Origin of the sequence: Tessaracoccus sp. MC1679, assembly GCF_014164775.1 — a bacterium.
Classification (GTDB): domain Bacteria; phylum Actinomycetota; class Actinomycetes; order Propionibacteriales; family Propionibacteriaceae; genus Arachnia.
Map to the genome: position 1 here is coordinate 488074 of NZ_JACJGB010000001.1, position 16499 is coordinate 504572.

At 69.1% G+C, this 16499-nt stretch carries 19 protein-coding genes; 9 read left to right on the forward strand and 10 right to left on the reverse strand.

The annotated features are described in order from the left end of the window. Nucleotides 1-87: 87 nt before the first annotated feature. The 7 genes from H5398_RS02370 to H5398_RS02400 all read right to left on the reverse strand — a co-directional run bounded on the left by H5398_RS02370 (nucleotide 88) and on the right by H5398_RS02400 (nucleotide 6810). Entirely contained in the window at nucleotides 88-258 is a 171-nt protein-coding gene (locus H5398_RS02370) for a CsbD family protein (protein ID WP_182798870.1), read from the reverse strand. A 77-nt stretch (nucleotides 259-335) separates the two neighbouring features. Next, nucleotides 336-1898: a dihydrolipoamide acetyltransferase family protein gene (locus H5398_RS02375; protein WP_182798871.1), complete on the reverse strand. Its 1563-nt coding sequence runs from the start codon at nucleotides 1896-1898 to the stop codon at nucleotides 336-338. A gap of 9 nt (nucleotides 1899-1907) precedes the next feature. Next, nucleotides 1908-2867, reverse strand: a complete 960-nt coding sequence (locus H5398_RS02380) for an alpha-ketoacid dehydrogenase subunit beta (protein ID WP_220489100.1) — start codon at nucleotides 2865-2867, stop codon at nucleotides 1908-1910. A 14-nt stretch (nucleotides 2868-2881) separates the two neighbouring features. Then, entirely contained in the window at nucleotides 2882-3979 is a 1098-nt protein-coding gene (pdhA, locus tag H5398_RS02385) for a pyruvate dehydrogenase (acetyl-transferring) E1 component subunit alpha (RefSeq protein ID WP_370586027.1), read from the reverse strand. 238 nt (nucleotides 3980-4217) lie between these two features. After that, nucleotides 4218-5204, reverse strand: a complete 987-nt coding sequence (argF, locus tag H5398_RS02390; protein ID WP_182798873.1) for an ornithine carbamoyltransferase — start codon at nucleotides 5202-5204, stop codon at nucleotides 4218-4220. 75 nt (nucleotides 5205-5279) lie between these two features. Further along, on the reverse strand, nucleotides 5280-6287 hold the full coding sequence (locus tag H5398_RS02395) for an NAD-dependent epimerase/dehydratase family protein (RefSeq protein ID WP_182798874.1): 1008 nt from the start codon (nucleotides 6285-6287) through the stop codon (nucleotides 5280-5282). A 64-nt stretch (nucleotides 6288-6351) separates the two neighbouring features. Continuing rightward, nucleotides 6352-6810 (reverse strand): low molecular weight protein-tyrosine-phosphatase, encoded by a 459-nt coding sequence (locus tag H5398_RS02400; RefSeq protein ID WP_182798875.1) that lies wholly within the window; start codon nucleotides 6808-6810, stop codon nucleotides 6352-6354. Between the two features lie 98 nt (nucleotides 6811-6908). On the opposite strand from H5398_RS02400, the gene H5398_RS02405 reads away from it, so the two are divergent. The 8 genes from H5398_RS02405 to H5398_RS02440 all read left to right on the forward strand — a co-directional run bounded on the left by H5398_RS02405 (nucleotide 6909) and on the right by H5398_RS02440 (nucleotide 12675). Beyond that, nucleotides 6909-7595, forward strand: coding sequence for a response regulator transcription factor (locus H5398_RS02405; RefSeq protein ID WP_182781433.1), 687 nt, complete (start codon nucleotides 6909-6911; stop codon nucleotides 7593-7595). A gap of 32 nt (nucleotides 7596-7627) precedes the next feature. Continuing rightward, nucleotides 7628-9016: a HAMP domain-containing sensor histidine kinase gene (locus H5398_RS02410; RefSeq protein ID WP_220489101.1), complete on the forward strand. Its 1389-nt coding sequence runs from the start codon at nucleotides 7628-7630 to the stop codon at nucleotides 9014-9016. Nucleotides 9017-9032: 16 nt separating this feature from the next. Next, the gene (locus H5398_RS02415) at nucleotides 9033-9734 is read left to right on the forward strand and encodes an AzlC family ABC transporter permease (RefSeq protein WP_370586028.1); all 702 of its coding nucleotides are present in this window, start codon (nucleotides 9033-9035) and stop codon (nucleotides 9732-9734) included. Next, the gene (locus H5398_RS02420) at nucleotides 9731-10042 is read left to right on the forward strand and encodes an AzlD domain-containing protein (RefSeq protein ID WP_182781431.1); all 312 of its coding nucleotides are present in this window, start codon (nucleotides 9731-9733) and stop codon (nucleotides 10040-10042) included. The genes H5398_RS02415 and H5398_RS02420 overlap by 4 nt, the downstream gene beginning before the upstream one ends. Nucleotides 10043-10302: 260 nt before the next feature. After that, nucleotides 10303-10638: a type II toxin-antitoxin system Phd/YefM family antitoxin gene (locus tag H5398_RS02425; protein WP_182781430.1), complete on the forward strand. Its 336-nt coding sequence runs from the start codon at nucleotides 10303-10305 to the stop codon at nucleotides 10636-10638. A gap of 39 nt (nucleotides 10639-10677) precedes the next feature. After that, complete coding sequence (locus tag H5398_RS02430; protein ID WP_182798877.1) at nucleotides 10678-11256, forward strand: type II toxin-antitoxin system RelE/ParE family toxin; 579 nt, start codon at nucleotides 10678-10680, stop codon at nucleotides 11254-11256. Between the two features lie 479 nt (nucleotides 11257-11735). After that, nucleotides 11736-12290, forward strand: a complete 555-nt coding sequence (locus H5398_RS02435; RefSeq protein WP_182798878.1) for a carboxymuconolactone decarboxylase family protein — start codon at nucleotides 11736-11738, stop codon at nucleotides 12288-12290. Nucleotides 12291-12456: 166 nt separating this feature from the next. Then, a complete protein-coding gene (locus H5398_RS02440) occupies nucleotides 12457-12675 on the forward strand; it encodes a DUF4332 domain-containing protein (protein WP_220489054.1) in 219 nt (72 codons plus the stop codon). A gap of 26 nt (nucleotides 12676-12701) precedes the next feature. Here H5398_RS02440 and H5398_RS02445 read toward each other — a convergent pair whose 3' ends face one another. Further along, nucleotides 12702-13673 (reverse strand): NAD(P)-dependent oxidoreductase, encoded by a 972-nt coding sequence (locus H5398_RS02445; RefSeq protein ID WP_182781416.1) that lies wholly within the window; start codon nucleotides 13671-13673, stop codon nucleotides 12702-12704. Between the two features lie 71 nt (nucleotides 13674-13744). Between H5398_RS02445 and H5398_RS02450 the strand changes: the two genes are divergently transcribed. Continuing rightward, nucleotides 13745-14428 carry a DNA alkylation repair protein gene (locus H5398_RS02450; RefSeq protein WP_182798879.1) on the forward strand — a complete coding sequence of 228 codons (684 nt, stop codon included), beginning with the start codon at nucleotides 13745-13747 and terminating at the stop codon, nucleotides 14426-14428. Here the strand turns inward: H5398_RS02450 and H5398_RS02455 are convergent. Together H5398_RS02455 and H5398_RS17095 are read right to left on the reverse strand one after the other, a co-directional pair. Beyond that, the gene (locus H5398_RS02455) at nucleotides 14425-15774 is read right to left on the reverse strand and encodes an ATP-binding protein (RefSeq protein ID WP_182798880.1); all 1350 of its coding nucleotides are present in this window, start codon (nucleotides 15772-15774) and stop codon (nucleotides 14425-14427) included. The two genes, H5398_RS02450 and H5398_RS02455, sit on opposite strands and share 4 nt — an antisense overlap. A gap of 4 nt (nucleotides 15775-15778) precedes the next feature. Continuing rightward, on the reverse strand, nucleotides 15779-16432 hold the full coding sequence (locus H5398_RS17095; protein WP_182781413.1) for a response regulator transcription factor: 654 nt from the start codon (nucleotides 16430-16432) through the stop codon (nucleotides 15779-15781). Nucleotides 16433-16499: the final 67 nt, after the last annotated feature.

Genomic DNA, 16499 nt, shown 5'->3' on the forward strand with positions numbered 1-16499 from the left:
GACACAGCAACGGCCGACCACGTGAGTGGCCGGCCGCGCTTTCGCCTTGATGCGAAGTCAGACTGAATAAGCTCGCCCGGGGGGGCTCTACTTGAAGACGTCCTTGATCTTCTCGCCGGCCTGCTTCACATCGGCCGACGCCTGATCGGCGTGTCCCTCAGCCTCGAGTCGTTCGTTGTCGGTCGCCTTGCCGACGCCCTCCTTGACCTTCCCGGCCGCTTCCTGGGCTGCATTGCTGATCTTGTCGTCGACTCCCATGATTCCTCCTCGTAGTGGGTTGGTAGTAGTGACGTACCCACAATCCGGCCGACTAAACAGCATCGACCGGAACGCGCTCAATAAAGCAGCGCCAAGGCCGGCTCCTGAAGAATGGAGGCCACGTCGTGCAGGAACCGCGATCCCTGCTCTCCGTCGACGATCCGATGATCGAAAGCCACCGCCAACGTGGTGACCCATCTGGGCACGACGCGCTCGTCGGCCCCGGTGCCCACGACCCACGGGCGTCGCTCGATGGAGCCCATGCAGAAGATGGCTGACTCGTCGCCGTTGATGATGGGGGTGCCCGCATCGATGCCGAAGACGCCGACGTTGGTGATGGTGAAGGTGCCGTTCGAGTAGTCGCCGGGTTGGAGCTTCCCCTCGCGCGACACCTGAACCAGCTGAGTCACCGCCTGGCACAGCTGCAGCAGGCTCAGATCCTGGGCGGACTTGATGTTGGGCACCATGAGTCCGCGGGGTGTGGCGGCCGCGATGCCCAGGTTCACGTCGCCGTAGTAGACGATCTCCTGCCGCTCCTCATCCCACGACGAGTTCAGCTCCGGATTGCGCGCAAGGGCCAGGCAGATGGCCTTGGCGTAGACCAGCAGCGGCGACACCCTCAGGCCCGTGAACTCGCGGCGACCCTTGAGCGTCTCGACGAAGTCCATCGTGGCGCTGACATCGACGGTGATCCACTCGGTGACGTGCACATGTGTCTGGCTGGAGCGCACCATGTTCTCCGCCGTCGCCTTCCGGACGCCCTTGATGGGGACACGGCGCTCGGCGCGGCCCTGCCGCGGGTTGGAGCCCCCGAGCCCCTCCGTCGGCCCGAATCCGCCGCCGAAGCTGGACCCTCTGAACGAGGTCCCCGCGTGCGCCTGCCCAGAAGCACCACCTGCAGCCTCGCCGAGCCTCGGCTCGGCTTGGAAAGCCGCCTGATCGTTGAGAATGCGCCCCTGCTTGGGCTGCTCGTCGAGGTAGCGGAATGCGGCGGCGGCCTCCACGTCGCGGCGGGTGATCGTGCCCTCCGGCCCGGTGCCCACCACCGTGCCCAGGTCCACGCCGAGATCCATCGCATACTTGCGCACCGGAGGCTTCGCCCGCGACGATCCATGATCCGAGGCCAACACCAACTGGGACTCCGACGGCGCCCGTCCCGGCGCCGGCAGCGGATCTCCGGAGGCCTGGGCGTGGACCGCCCCCGCGGGGTGCACCTCGTCCGCCCGGCGCCCCGGCTCGTGGTGCCCGTAGGCCGCGGACATCGCCTCGGCCACCGAGGCCTTGTCCGCACCCTGCCCCCGACGACGACGTCGCGCGGGTCCCGGATCGGATGGCCCATAACCCACCAGGTTGGGGCCGGCCTCAGCAGGCGCCTCCTCAGTGGGCGCCTCATCGCCGCTCACACCGTCGTCGATCTCCACGATGGGGCTCCCGACCTCCACCGTCGTGCCCTCCGCCACCAGCAGTTCGGTCACGGTTCCGGCGAACGGTGAGGGGAGCTCGACGAGTGACTTGGCCGTCTCGATCTCCACCAGCACGTCGTTGACGTCGATCACGTCACCGGCCGCGACCCTCCACGCCACGATCTCCGCCTCGAGCAGGCCCTCGCCCGGATCCGGTAGCAGGAATTGATGCTTCATCTCAGGCTCCTAGTAGGCGAGCGAACGGTCGACGGCGTCAAGGATCCGGTCCACACTCGGAAGGTACTCCTCCTCCACCCTGGCCGGCGGATACGGCATGTCGTAGCCGGCCACCCGCTGCACCGGGGCCTCCATCACGTAGAACAGGTCCTCGTGCAGCTTGGCCGCGATCTCCGCGCCCAGCCCCAGCGTCTTCGGCGCCTCGTGCACGACGACGGCGCGCCGCGTGCGCCTCACCGACGACTCGATGGTGACCCAGTCGATGGGGCTCAGCGTGCGCAGGTCCACCACCTCCAGGGACGTCCCCTCCTCGGCTGCGAGCACCGCGGCATCCAGGCAGGTCCTGACCATCGGCCCGTAGGCGAGGAGCGTGGCGTCCGTGCCGTAGCGCACCACCTGCGCCTGGTGCATCGGAGCCGGGCGGGCCGAGAAGTTGACGGTGTCCTTGACGTGGTAGCGCCGCTTCGGCTCGAAGAACACCACGGGGTCATCAGAGGCGATGGCCTGCTGGATCATCCAGTACGCGTCGTTGGCGTTCGAGCACGTGACCACCTTGAGCCCGGGGGTGTGCGCGAAGTAGGCCTCGGGCGACTCCGAGTGGTGCTCGATGGCCCCGATCCCACCGCCGTAGGGGATCCGGATCACCATGGGCATCCTGGTGTGTCCCCCGGTGCGCACGTGCAGCTTTGCCACCTGCGTGACGATCTGGGAGAAGCCGGGGAAGACGAAGCCGTCGAACTGGATCTCCAGCACCGGCCGGTAGCCGCGCATGCAGAGACCCACAGCGGTGCCGATGATGCCCGACTCGGCCAGCGGCGAGTCGACCACGCGATTCTCCCCGAACTCCTGCTGCAGGCCCTCGGTGATCCGGAAGACGCCGCCGAGCTTGCCGATGTCCTCACCGGCGAGCAGCACCTTGGGGTCAGCCTGCAGGGCGCGCCGCAACCCACGGTTGAGGGCCTTGGCCATGGTCAGGGTCTCGCTCACGCGTCCTCCCCGAAGCTCGCGGCGAACTCGGCGTACTCGCGGCGCTGCGCCTCCAGCGCGACGGTGGGCTCGGCATAGACCGTGGCGAACAGCTTGTCCATGGTGGTGTTCTCCATCAGGGGGATCGACGCCCGGGCGGCGGCCCCCAACTCCTTGGCCTCGGCGTCGACGCCGGCGAACCACTCGTCGTCGACGGCGCCCTCCGCGCGGAGATAGGTGGTGAGGCGGGCGATGGGGTCGCGGCCGCGCCACTCCTCCTCGTCGGACCGCTCGCGGTACTTGGTGGGGTCGTCGGAGGTGGTGTGGGCGCCCATCCGATAAGTGAAGGCCTCGATGAAGGCCGGCCCCTCGCCGGCGCGGGCCCGGGCCATCGCCCAGTCGGTGACGGCCTTCACGGCCAGCACGTCGTTGCCGTCCACCTGCACGCCGGGGAAGCCGAACCCCTGGGCGCGCTGGAACAGGGGGATGCGCGACTGCAGCGCGATGGGCTCCGAGATGGCCCACTGGTTGTTCTGGCAGAAGAACACCACCGGCGCGTTGTAGGAGGCGGCGAACACGTAGGCCTCGTTGACGTCGCCCTGGCTGGCGGCGCCGTCGCCGTGGTAGACGATGACGCCGGCGTTCTTCTCGTCGTCGTGGTTGCCGACGGCGCCGTCGAGCTGCAGGCCCATCGCGTAGCCGGTGGCGTGCAGCGCCTGGCAGCCGATGACTATCTGGTAGTTCTTGAAGGTGTCCAGCTTCTCCCAGTAGCCGCCGTTGGTGCCGCGGAACAGCGACAGCATGTTGGTGAGCGGGACGCCGAGCACCATGGCGACGGCGTGCTCACGGTAGGACGGGAACACCACGTCGGCGGGGCGGAGTGCGTGGGCCGAGCCCACCTGGGCGGCCTCCTGCCCGATCAGCGGGGTCCACAGGCCCAGCTCGCCGTGCCGCTGGAGGGCGGTGGCCTCGGCGTCGAAGCGCCGGGCGAGGACCATGTCGCGGAGGTAGCCGACGAGGTCCGCGGTGGTGCCGGTGAACTCGAAGTCGTCGTGACTCACGCGTCGACCCTCAGGGGTCAGCAGCTGCACCATGTCCTGGCTTTGACCGCGCACGCGGCCTCCTCTCCACTAACTTACGCATCCGTAGCTTACGTCTTGGGCGCCTCGAAAGGGACTCCAGCGGCAGACCCCTCGCTGGCTCAGGAGCGAGGAGCGCAGCGACGAGCCTCGAAGCCCAAGAGAAGTGACGTTGTCAGCTCGCGTTTCTGAGGCTTCGAGGCCGCTGCGCGGCACCTCAGCCAGCGGGAAAGGGAGCGAGGCCGCTGCGCGGCACCTCAGCCAGCAGAGGAGGTCAGCCGGCGAGGGTTGCGACCAACACCGCCTTGATCGTGTGCATCCGGTTCTCCGCTTGGTCGAACACGACGCTCGCCTCGGACTCGAACACCTCGTCGGTCACCTCAACGCCCTCGATGCCGAACTGCTCCAACAGGTCCCGACCCACCGTCGTGTTGAGGTCGTGGAACGCGGGCAGGCAGTGCATGAACTTGGTGGCCGGGTTGCCGGTGGCCCGCATCAGCTCGGCATTGACCTGATACGGGCGAAGCAGCTCGATTCGCTCGGCCCACACCTCCTTCGGCTCACCGAGCGAGACCCAGACATCGGTGTAGACGAAGTCCACGCCCGCGACACCCGCGGCCACGTCGTCGGTGACGGTGATCCGCGCACCCGTCGACTCCGCGAGGCGGCGCGCCTCAGCGACGATCTCGGCCGCGTTCTGCTGCGACGCCGGCGCCACCATCCGCACGTCCATGCCCATCAGTGCGCCGCTGATCAGCAGAGAGTTGCCCACGTTGTTGCGGGCATCGCCGAGGAACGCGAACGAAACCTCCTCCAACGGCTTGCCGCTGTGCTCGATCATGGTGAGCTGGTCCGCCAGCATCTGGGTGGGGTGCCAGTCGTCGGTGAGCCCGTTGTAGACGGGGACACCGGCGTGGGCCGCCAGGGTCTCGACGACGTCCTGCCCGGAACCGCGGTACTCGATCGCGTCGTACCAGCGGCCGAGGACGCGGGCGGTGTCCGCGGCGGACTCCTTGTGGCCGATCTGCGAGCCGGCCGGGTCCAGATAGGTGGTGGTGCCGCCCTGATCCGCGACAGCCACCTCGAACGCGCACCGGGTGCGGGTGGAGGTCTTCTCGAACAGCAGGGCCACCTGCTTTCCGGCGAGGAGCGGGCTCTCGCGACGCTGCGCCTTCAGCTCGGCCGCGAGGTCCAGGAGCCCGCGCCACTCGTCGGGGGTGAAGTCCAGCTCCTTGAGGAAGCTGCGGCCCAGCAGGCTCATCGTCGTCGCCTTTCGCTCGCGATCCAGGGAAGGACACAGGCTACCGCGCCGTCCGCGGCCCGCCGCGGCCGGCCGTCACACCGATCTGGCGTGGTCGACGAGCCTGTCGAAGCCCGCATCCATCGCCCCGTCGACAATCTGCCTCTCCGGGTGCGCGTCCCACCAGGCGACCTGCTCCGCGACCGCCTGGTCGTAGGTGATCGTCGGGTTGAACTCCGGCACCAGTGCCCGCAGCTTCGAGCAGTCGAAGACCATGGAGTGCGCCTTGTCTCCGAGGAGCCCGGGTCCGACGTCGGGCAGCACCCGCGCGATGGTCTCCGACGCCACGTGCACCAGTTCGGGGCTGGCCACCCCGGCCGCGTGGGCCAGCCACGTGTAGATCTGGTCCCAGGTGGGTGCGTGGTCGCCCATGATCTGGAAGGTGTCGCCCACCGCCTGCGGGTTGCCGAGGAGACCGGTGAAACCGACGGCGAAGTCGGCCGAGTGCGTCACGGTCCACTGCGTGGTGCCGTCGCCGTGCACCACAACAGGCCGGCCGGCCCGGAGCCGGGCGATGTCCGTCCAGCCTCCGGTGGTGAGCAGCAGGGTGCGGTCGTAGGTGTGGGAGGGGCGCACGATCGTGGCGGGGAATCCGTTGTCGCGGTACTCGGCCACGAGGAGGTCCTCGCAGGCGATCTTGTTGCTCGAGTACTCCCAGAACGGGTTGCGCAGCGGGGTCGATTCGGTCACCGGCATCCGCGACGGCGGGCTCTGGTAGGCCGAAGCCGAGGAGATGAACACGTACTGGTCGGTGCGCCCGGCGAAGCGGGCCACGTCGCGCCCCACGTGGTCCGGGGTGAAGGCGATGAACTGGGCCACGACGTCGAACCCGCGGCCGCGGAGGACCTCGTCGACGGCGGCACCGTCGTGCACGTCGGCCACCAGGAACTCCACGTCCTCGGGAAGCGGGTGCGTGGTGGACTGCCCCCGGTTGAGGACCGTCACATGGTGGCCGAGCCGGACTGCCCGTTCCACGCTCGGGTGGCTGATGATGCCGCTGCCGCCGATGAACAGCATGTCCAGGGGATTGCGTGTGAGTGCCATCCCCGCATCCTTCCATCCAGCCACCACTGCTGGTGCGGACTGGGTGCGATAGCCGCGCCCCGGATCAGTCGCGGGTGACGGCCTCGAGCACGCCGTCGACGGCGGCCTCGATGTCTGCCAGCGTCTCCTCGAACCCCTCCTCCGTGCCGTACCACGGGTCAGTCAGCGGCTCCCCCTTGGTCTTGTCCGGGTTGAAGTCGTTGAGCAGAACGATGTTTTTGGCAGACGGGGCGATGCGCTGCAGGCGGGCGACGTGCAGCGGCTCTGCGGCCACCACGAGGTCCGCGCCCTTGATGTCGGCTGCCCCGATCTTGCGCGCCTGGTGCCCCGAAGCGTCGTAGCCGGCACGCTCCAGGGTGCGCGCGGCGCGGTGGTCGATGGGGTTGCCCACCTCGTCGCTGGACACCCCGAAGCTGGCGATCCGCACGTCGAGCCCACGCTCCTCGGCTCGGCGCCGTGCAACCCGCTCGGCCATCGGGGAGCGACAAATGTTGCCCCAACATACGAAGAGAATCGTTGACATTGGTCACACTTTAGCCGCGCGGGTCTGGCTCACCGAGGCCGGGGGCACAGGTGGCTAGAATGAGCCACCGGCGTGGAGGAAGGTTTGGGGGGACGATCATGCAGATCTTGGTGGTTGACGATGATCAGGCGGTACGCGATTCGCTCGCCCGCTCACTGACCTACACGGGCGACGATGTGCAGACCGCCGCAGACGGCGTCGAGGCCCTCGCGAAGCTGGTCAGCTACACACCCGACGCCATCATCATGGACGTGATGATGCCCCGTCTCGACGGCCTCGAGACCACCCGAATGCTTCGGGACGGCGGCAACGACACCCCCATCCTCATCCTGACTGCGCGCGACGCCGTCGGGGACCGCGTGGACGGGCTCGACGCCGGCGCAGACGACTACATGGTCAAGCCCTTCGCCCTCGACGAGCTCCTGGCGCGCCTGCGGGCGCTGACCCGGCGCTCGAAGCCCGTGCCGGAGGCGGAGTCGCGGGTCCTGACCTTCCAGGACGTCACGCTGGACACGCAGCACCGCGAGGTGACGCGCGCCGGGCAGCACATCTCGCTCACCCGCACCGAGTACGCGCTGCTGCAGGTGTTCATGGAGAACCCGCGCCGCGTCATGGAGCGCAATACCCTCCTCAATGAGGTGTGGGGCTTCGAGTTCCCCACCACGGCCAACTCGCTCGAGGTCTACATCGGGTATCTGCGGCGCAAGACCGAAGCTGGCGGCCGGCCCCGGCTCATCCACACAGTGCGCGGCATCGGCTACGTCCTGCGTGAAACTCCCCCGTGATCGGAAGCTGGTGGATCCGGCTTCGCCGCGGCCTGGGCCGCCTCGTCAGTGGCCAGTCGCTGCAGTGGCGCCTTGCCCTCCTGACGGGCATCAGCGTGGCGCTGTCGGTCCTGGTCGTCGGCACCACCTCCTACGTCGTGACGCGGTGGTCCCTGCTGGAGCAGTTGGATCGTGAGCTGGTGGCGGTGGCCCAGACGGCGTCCGGGACCATCGCGTCGAACGTGTCCAACATGGGCGGGCTCTCGGGTGACCTGATGGGGTCCTCCGATGGGCTGCTCGCTCTTGTCGCGGCGGATGGGCTGGTCAAGCAGGTGCCCGGCCAGCCGGTGTCCCTGCCTGCCGGGTCCGAGGAGATCGCGGTGGCGCGGATGCAGTCCGGGTCCTCGGCCCGCACCCTGGATGCGGACGGCACCTCCTACCGCGTGGTGTCGGTGCCGATGTCGGTGGACGGGGCGTTCTACGCCGTGATCTACGGGCGGCCCACCGTCGCACTGGAATCCACGCTCGGCTCACTGTGGGCCGCGCTGCTGGCGGCCGGCGCGCTGGGCGTTCTGACCACCACGCTCGCGGCGCTGTGGGCGGCGCAGACGGTGCTCGCTCCCGTGCGTCGACTCTCGCAGGCCGTGAAATCCGTCACGCAGACCGATCAGCTCAACCCCATCCGGATCTACGGTCGAGATGATCTGGGTGAGCTGACCAAGTCGTTCAACCTCATGCTGCGCTCGCTGCAGACGTCGCGGGAGCAGCAGAGCCAGCTGATCGCCGACGCCGGGCATGAGCTGCGGACCCCCCTCACGTCGATGCGCACCAACATCGAGCTGCTGCTGGCCGACGACACCTCCGGCATGCTCCCGGAGGGCGCCCGCTCGGTGATTTTGGGCGACGTCGCCGCGCAGCTGGGCGAGTTCTCCGCACTGGTGGGAGACCTCGTGGCACTCACCCGCGACGACCACCTCCAGCGCCCGCACGAGCTCCTGGACATGGCGGAGGTGACGGAGTCCGCCATCGAACGCGCCCGCCGTCGAGGCCCCAACATCACCTTCGACGTCACCCTGGAGCCCACCCCCGTGATGGGGGATCCGTCGACGCTGGAGCGCGCGATCACCAACCTTCTGGACAACGCCGTGAAGTTCTCACCCTCCTACGGCACCATCGTGGTCACGCTGGAAGACGGCACCCTCACCGTCGTCGACGAGGGCCCGGGCATCGCCGACGAGGACCTCCCGCTGATCTTCGACCGCTTCTACCGCTCGGACCGGGCGCGGAACACCCCCGGCACCGGGCTGGGGCTTTCCATCGTGGATCACACGGCGCGGGCGCACGGCGGCTCGGTGCGCGCGGGCAACGACCCGGACCGCGGGGCGAAGTTCGTGCTGCGGCTGCCGGTGATCGCCGAGTCCGCGGAACAGTCTGTCCTGTGAGGTCAGTGGAGTGAGGGTGGCGCTGAGCCCCGCGCAGCGGCGCGGGCTGTCGGTGGGCGTCGCGACGGGGCTCTACGGGATCTCGTTCGGGGCACTGGCCGTGGCTGCCGGCCTGACGGTGGGGCAGGCATGCGTGCTCAGCCTGCTGATGTTCACCGGCGGCTCGCAGTTCGCGTTCGTCGGCGTCGTCGGCGGAGGTGGGGCGCTGGCGTCGGCGACCGCAGCCGCCTCGCTGCTGGGGGTCCGCAACGCGATCTACGGGGTCACCGCCAACGCCATGCTCCGCCCGCGCGGCTGGCGACGTTTCGTGGCCGCGCACCTGACCATCGACGAGTCCATCGCCACCGCGTCGGCCGCGGAGGACCCCGTCGAGGAGCGGCGGGGGTTCTGGGCTGGAGGTGTCGCGGTGTTCGTCCTGTGGAACCTGTTCACACTGTTGGGGGCCCTCCTCGGCGACGCCCTGGGCGACCCGAAGGCCTGGGGGCTCGACGGCGCGGCTGTCGCGGCGTTCCTGGGTTTGCTGTGGCCGCGGCTACGGAGCCGCGACCCGATCGCGATCGCGGTGATGGCCGCCGTGGTGACGGTGGCGGTGGCACCGTTCGTACCGCCGGGGATTCCGATCATCGTGGCGGCAGGTGTCGCGGTGGCGATGACTCTGGCCCAGCATCGCCGCGACTCGACGGTCGCGCCGGACGTCGATCGGAGTGTCCCACGATGACGATGTGGCTCTGGATCATGGCCGCCTGCGCGATCGCGTACGTCACCAAGCTGGTCGGCTACCTGCTTCCCGAGCGATGGCTCGAGAATCCGTGGGTCGTGAAGCTCTCGCACGGGGTCACGGTCGGGCTGCTCGCCTCGCTCGTGGCCACCAACGCGTTCGTATCTGGCACTGCGGTGGCGCTCGACGCGCGCGCCGCGGCCCTGCTTGTGGCCGCCGTGGCCCTGGTGCTGCGCGCGCCATTCCTGCTCGTGGTGATTGCCGGGGCTGCCGCCGCCGCGTTGGCTCGCCTGGGTGGCCTCGCGTGATCTCTCCACAGCCTTATCCACAGCTGTGCACAGATTACGTCGGTGTAATTTCGGCTCCTCGGGCCTGCGGCGAGGCGCCCCAGTCCGCCACCTCCGGAACCTGTGAACGTCCGAGCGGTCCGCGGCATGACCGGACGTTGCGCAGCTCTCGTTCAAGGGCCCTCTTGGGCCAGACCTCTAGTCGCAGGATCGATAGCTTCTCACCGGGGAGGTACGCGCACGCTCTTGCAATCTGCACAGATTCCTATACAGTTCTTGTCATGACCATCTTCGCTGACCTGCACCGCGAGCGGACTCTGTCCGTTACCGCAGCCTCCAGCCGCGGTGTCGCGGGCTTGGTCAAGGATGCGGAGCGTGGTGAGGACATCATCGTCGAGCGCCACGGGCGCGCGGTCGCTGCCGTTATCTCCGTTGAACAGTTCGACGAGCTTCACCGTGTTCGGGCTGACCTGATCGCCGCTTCCCTCGTCTTGTCGCGCGAGCTCTCTGACACTGGCAGCCGCACCGATCTGGACGACGCCATCGCGGCGTTCGGGTTCGACCGGGTGGAACTCGAGGCCGAGCTCGACGCTGACCTAGCCACCGGCCGCGAGTGACAACGCAACTCCGGTCCGGCCCCGGGCCAGCGGTTACGCATGGTTGAAAAGAAGCACCCGGAAGTACCCGGGTGTCTAGTGCGCCTGACCGGGGATGCGGTCGAGGACCTGGAGACCCTGTTCAAGGCCGACCCGCAGATCGTGCGCTGGGCCTTGAAAAAGATGATCCAGATCGAGCGCGACCCCAACGCAGGCGCCCCCTTGCTGGGCGGTCTCATCGGCTACCGCAAGATCGCCGTCGGCGATCGTGACTGGCGCGTCGTATGGCGAGTCGTGCAGGACGACGCAGGAGACTTCCGAGTGGAGGTCGCGGAGGTCTGGGCAGTTGGGTACCGCAAGGACAACGAGGTCTACGAAGAGATCAGGCAACGCGTCGCTAACGCTGGCTCCTCACCGAAGACCAAGGCGCTCACGGAGGTTCTGGAGCTCTTCGCCAAGCAGGCAAGCGACCTGACCGCGACCCCGGAACCGGAGAAGCCTGAGCCAGTCCCGAGATGGTTGACCGACGCACTGCTCTACGTGGTGCACCTCCCGGCCTCCCAGGTCCAAGAGATGACACTCGAAGAAGCCGAGAGGGCTTGGACGGACCATATTTCCGGTGCGGGTTCGGGAACGTAGCTGGGCCTCTGCTGAGGCTGCCCTCCCTGCCGGCTGCGCTCATCGCGGCAGATCCGGTAGTTGTTCATCGCGTGCGGGCCGGAGTGGTATCCCGGCCGAACCCGCCCTCATGCGAGGAAAGACGGTCCCCCTGGTTTGTGTTTGTCTGCAACTTGCTACCCATAGAGCGGCATCTGCGCATATATGCAGAAGCCGCCCTCTGGGTAGCAAGTTGCAGACCCCTCGTCGTCAACGACACCATTCCGGCGGCATCAGCACCTCGGCAGGAGCGTGAAGCGCACAGTCCGGGGCTTCGACGGCGCTGGGCGCCACCTGAGCCACCGGGATGGCGTGTGTGGCTGAGCCCCACAGCGAACGCTCAGCTGTCTGACGACAACCTAAGACCCCGACCCTTTGGGCCGGGACATCCACAAGACGCGCGTGGTCTTGGCGTTGCGGAGTTCCCGCCCATTGTCCGAGTGCGCTGCCATGATGGCGCCATGGCACTGATCGGTGAACCGCGCCGGATGAATCCGCTGCTGCGACTCGGGGTCAGGATCGCCGAGCGCACGACAGGGCGCCGGATGGAGCCCGCCCGGCTGCTCGCCTGGTATCCCAGGGCTGCGATCGGCTCCGGCCTGCTGGAAATGCTGGTGGCGCATCGCGAACCTTCCGAGCGGCTGCTGAAGCTGGTCCGCGTCACCGCGTCCATCACCGCGAACTGTGCGTTCTGTGTGGACATGAACAGCTACGAGCATGACCGCGCCGGGCTGAGCGACGCCGAACTGGCCGCGCTCGCCCGCGGCGACCCTGACGGCATCCAGACCTTCACCCACCGGGAGCGGCTGGCCATCGAGTGCGCAAGGCTGATCTCATCCACACCGCTGACGTTTCCCACAGAGCACCTGGCGCGGCTCAGGGCGGAGTTCAGCGAGCGTGAAATCGTGATCCTTGCCACCACTGCCGCCCAGGTGAACTACTGGGCGCGGGTGATCCAGGCCCTCGGTGTTCCACCGGCCGGCTTCACCGAGGCGTGCCGGGTGCCGAACCCCTGAGGTCCTCGCGACCGCCTCGGAGCTTACGCTCTGTGGTTCACACCCGGGCACGAGGCGTGACAAGAAAGCCAGGAGCGGCCTAGTCAGATCGACACCCGCGGCGACAGGGCTGGATACGATGGATGAGTCCAACGAAGGATTGCACCGAACACTTCGAGGAGCTGTGATGGCATCCGTAGAGAACGACCTCGCCAGGATCAAGGGCATCGGACCGAAGTACGCGGAGATGCTCAAGAGCATCGGGGTGGACTCCGTCAAGGAGCTCCGGCACCGCAACGCGGCCAACCTGAAAGAGATGATCGAGACCCGTCACGGAGCGGTGATCGGGCTGTCGGTAGCTGAGTGTGAGGACTGGGTGACGCAGGCGAAGGCACTCGACGTCTGAGTGATCGCTCAGGGTGGCTGCGCTCGCTACACCACCAGCGGCGCCGCGACCTCCAACTCTCCGTGCTCGATCAGCCACCTCACTGACTCGAGGATGGCCTCGTCCGGCTGATACCTGGGTTCGTACCCGAGCGCGTATCGCGCCTTCCCGATGCTGAGGTAGTGGTTGCGCAGCAGGTGCTCCCAGCTGGCCTCTGCGGCGCCTTCGGCGGCGGACGCGCGGAACTCGTCCCAGCTCACCGAGCGCAGTTCCGCCGCCTGCCCGAACCATCCCGCCGCGATCCTCGCGTACCCCCGCACGTTCAACGCCGACGGAGCCACGACACTGAAGTCCTCCCCCGCGGCCGCGGTGCGGTGCACGATGGCCGCCTCGAAGGCCTGGGCCACATCGTCGGCGTGCACGTGATGGAGGAACTCGCCGCCGAGCCCGGGGATCTCGAGCGGTTGGCCGGCTGAGAGGGTGCGCCACACCGTCGGATCGACGTTGCCGAGCGGGCCGATCGGATGCCAGCCGGGGCCGACGATGTGGCCCGGATGCAGCGACGTGGTGACCAACCCGCCGGACCTCGTCTCCTCCTTCAGCATGGCCGCGATGGCGGACTTCGCGATCCCGTACTCCCCAGCCGGCGGCGTACCGCCATCCTCTGTGATCGGGAGGCGCTCGCTGGGGCCGTGACGCCAGATGGACCCGCAGTGCAGCAGGTGCCCAGTCTCCCCGCGGAGTCGCTCGACCAGCGCGGTGGCAGAGTCCAGCGTGAAGCAGATCAGGTCCACGACGACGTCGGGCCGGAGCGCAGCGACGCGGTCGGTGAACGTCCCCTCGCGCTCCTCGGCCTCCCGATCGGCGACCACCTGACGCACATCCCGCCAGGCCGGGTCCTCGACGTAGCTGGCTCGCTGACCACGGCTGATGCTGACCACGTCGTGCCCGGCCCGGACCAACCTCGGGACAAGGTAGCTCCCGATGTGCCCGCTTCCGCCGATGACAACGATTCTCATGTCGCCACATTAGGGCGCTTGCCCCGCCGCTGCCGACGTAGGCTGAATCCGCACATCACGAGGGAGACGACATGAGCGAGGCGGCGACCACCGCAGCGACGGCGGCCGAGCTGCTGGCCGAGCTTGCTGCGCTGGAGGACCCCAAGATCCGGGCCATCAACGAGCGCCACGGCGACGATCACGGGGTGAACCTCACGAGACTGCGGGCCGTGGCGAAGCGGGTCAGGACCAACCACGACCTCGCCGTCGAGCTGTGGTCCACAGGCGACTCCGCCGCCCGGCTGCTCGCACTGCTCATCTGCCGGCCGAAGCTGTACTCCCGCGACGAGCTCGACAGCATGCTCCGCGGGGCCGGCTCGCCGAAGGTGCACGACTGGCTCGTCAACTACGTCGTCAAGAAGAGCACCCACGCGGAGTCGCTGCGCCTGGCCTGGTTCGCGGACCCGGACCCGGTCGTCGCGAGCGCGGGGTGGGCGCTGACCAGCGAGCGCGTGGTGCGCAGCCCTGAGGGGCTCGATCTGGACGGGCTTCTGGACCTGATCGAGGCGCAGATGGCGGAGGCGCCCGAGCGGCTGCAGTGGGCGATGAACCATTGCCTGGCGCAGATCGGCATCGAGAACCCGTCGCTGCGTGAGCGCACCGTCTCGATCGGCGAGCGACTGGGCGTGCTGCGCGACTACCCGACGCCGCCCGGTTGCACCTCACCGTTCGCACCGATCTGGATCGCGGAGATGGTGTCGCGGCGGGAGACCTAGTCCACGTCTGGAGGGCCCACCGGAAGCGACACCGTCGCGCTCAACCCGCCCAGGTCAGACTCCCCCAGGGTGACCTCGCCGCCGTGGTCGCGGGCGATCTCCCGCGCGATCGCCAGGCCCAGCCCGCTGCCGCCGCCCTCGCGCTCACGCGCCTCGTCCAACCGCACGAAGCGCTCGAAGACCCGCTCGCGATCCCCAGCCGGGATCCCCGCCCCGTCGTCCTCGACGACCACCACCCCGTCGGACACCGTCACCCGCACCACACCACGGGCGTGCCGGGCCGCGTTCTCCACCAGGTTGCGCACAACCCGCCCGACGGCGGCCGCGTCCACCCACGCCCGGCCGGCTCCGCGCACCTCCACCGCGACACCCGCGCGCACGCCGGCCACAGCGTCACCGACGAGGGCAGCCAGGTCAGCGTCGTCTCGCCGCGCCCCCGTCGCACCCACCCGCGCCAGCAGCAGCAGATCGTCGACGAGCGCCTGCATCCGCCGCACCTCCGGCGCAAGCTCGGCCGCCAACTCCCCGCTGGTGAAGGCCGCCGGGTGCGCCTCCGCCACCTCGACGGCGGCGCGCAGAGACGAGATCGGCGAGCGCAGCTCGTGGGCCGCGTCCTCAACGAACCCGCGCTGCCGAGCCGCGGCCCGGTCCAGGCGGTCCAGCATCTCGTTCAAGGTCCGCGCAAGCGCCCCGAGCTCGTCGTCGGCTGCGGGCACGGGCAACGCGCCCGGCCCGCCCTCGCGGGCCACCCGGGCGGCGGCCACCCTGAGCTGCTCCACCGGCCGCAGCGCCCGGCCGAGCGCCAGCCAGATGACGCCCGCGAGCAGCAGCGTCAACGTGGGCACCACCCCCACCAGCGACACCCGCAGCGCTTGCAGCACCCCCTCGACGTCGCGCAGCGGCAGCGCCACCACCACCGTCACCGGTGCCCCCCGCCAGTCCGCCGCTCGGGCCACCACCCGCGCCCGCGCGTCGTAGGCCGTCGGCATCGTCGCGGGGCCGGCTCCCGTGAGCGCCGGGAGCTCCGACGGCGCCACCACCGGCAGCGTCCGGCTCGCGTTGGCCGAGCTCGCCACCACCAGGCCGTCGCCGTCGAGCACCTGCGCGATCTCCCCCGGCTCCGCCACCGGTAGCGGCTCGGGCAGCCGGTCATCGGCCACCAGCCGCGACACCGTCAGCGCCCGAGCCTCCGCCAGCTCGTCCAGCGCAATCACCCGGCTCGCGGACACCACCGTCGACAACGCGACCGCCCCCAGGGAGAGCCCCACCGCCAACAATCCGGCGGTCACCAGAGTCAGCCGCAACCGTAGTGAGAGCCCGCCCCACCGTCGCCCCTCGCCGGGCACGCCGTCAGCCCACCACTCGGTAGCCGGCGCCGCGCATGGTGAGGACGACGTCGCGGCCCAGCTTCCGCCGCAGGTAGCCGACGTAGACCTCCACCACGTTGAGGTCCTCCCCTGTGCCGTCCCACACGTGGTCGCGCAGCTCCACCTTGCCCACCACGCGGTCCGCGTGCCGCATCAGGTACTCCAGCAGCGCCAGTTCGCGGGTGGTGAGATCCACGGGCACCCCGTCGAGTGTCACGGTCCGGGCGGAGGGGTCCATCACGAGCGCGCCGACGGCGAGCACCGACGGCCTGGCCTCCGCGGGACGGCGCACCAGGGCACGGAGCCGGGCCACGAGCACGACGAAGGAGAAGGGCTTGGTGAGGTAGTCGTCGGCGCCGAGGTCCAGCGCATCTGCCACGTCGTACTCGCCGTCCTTGGCGCTCAGCATCAGCACCGGGGTCCACACCTTGCGTTCACGCAGCGCGGCCACTACGTCGTAGCCGTTGCGCCGGGGCAGCATCACGTCCAGGACGATCGCGTCGTAATCGCCGTGGGTGGCCAGCGAGAGGCCCGTCTCGCCGTCGTGCGAGCAGTCCACCGCGAACCCCTCCGCCGCCAGGCCGCGCTGCAACGCCCGGGTGAGCCCCCGCTCGTCGTCGACCACCAGTACCCGCACGCCCCCATCCTGCCAGCGGGCCAGTGGCGGCGGGCGGGCGCTCTCAGCGTCCTCACAGCGACGGCGG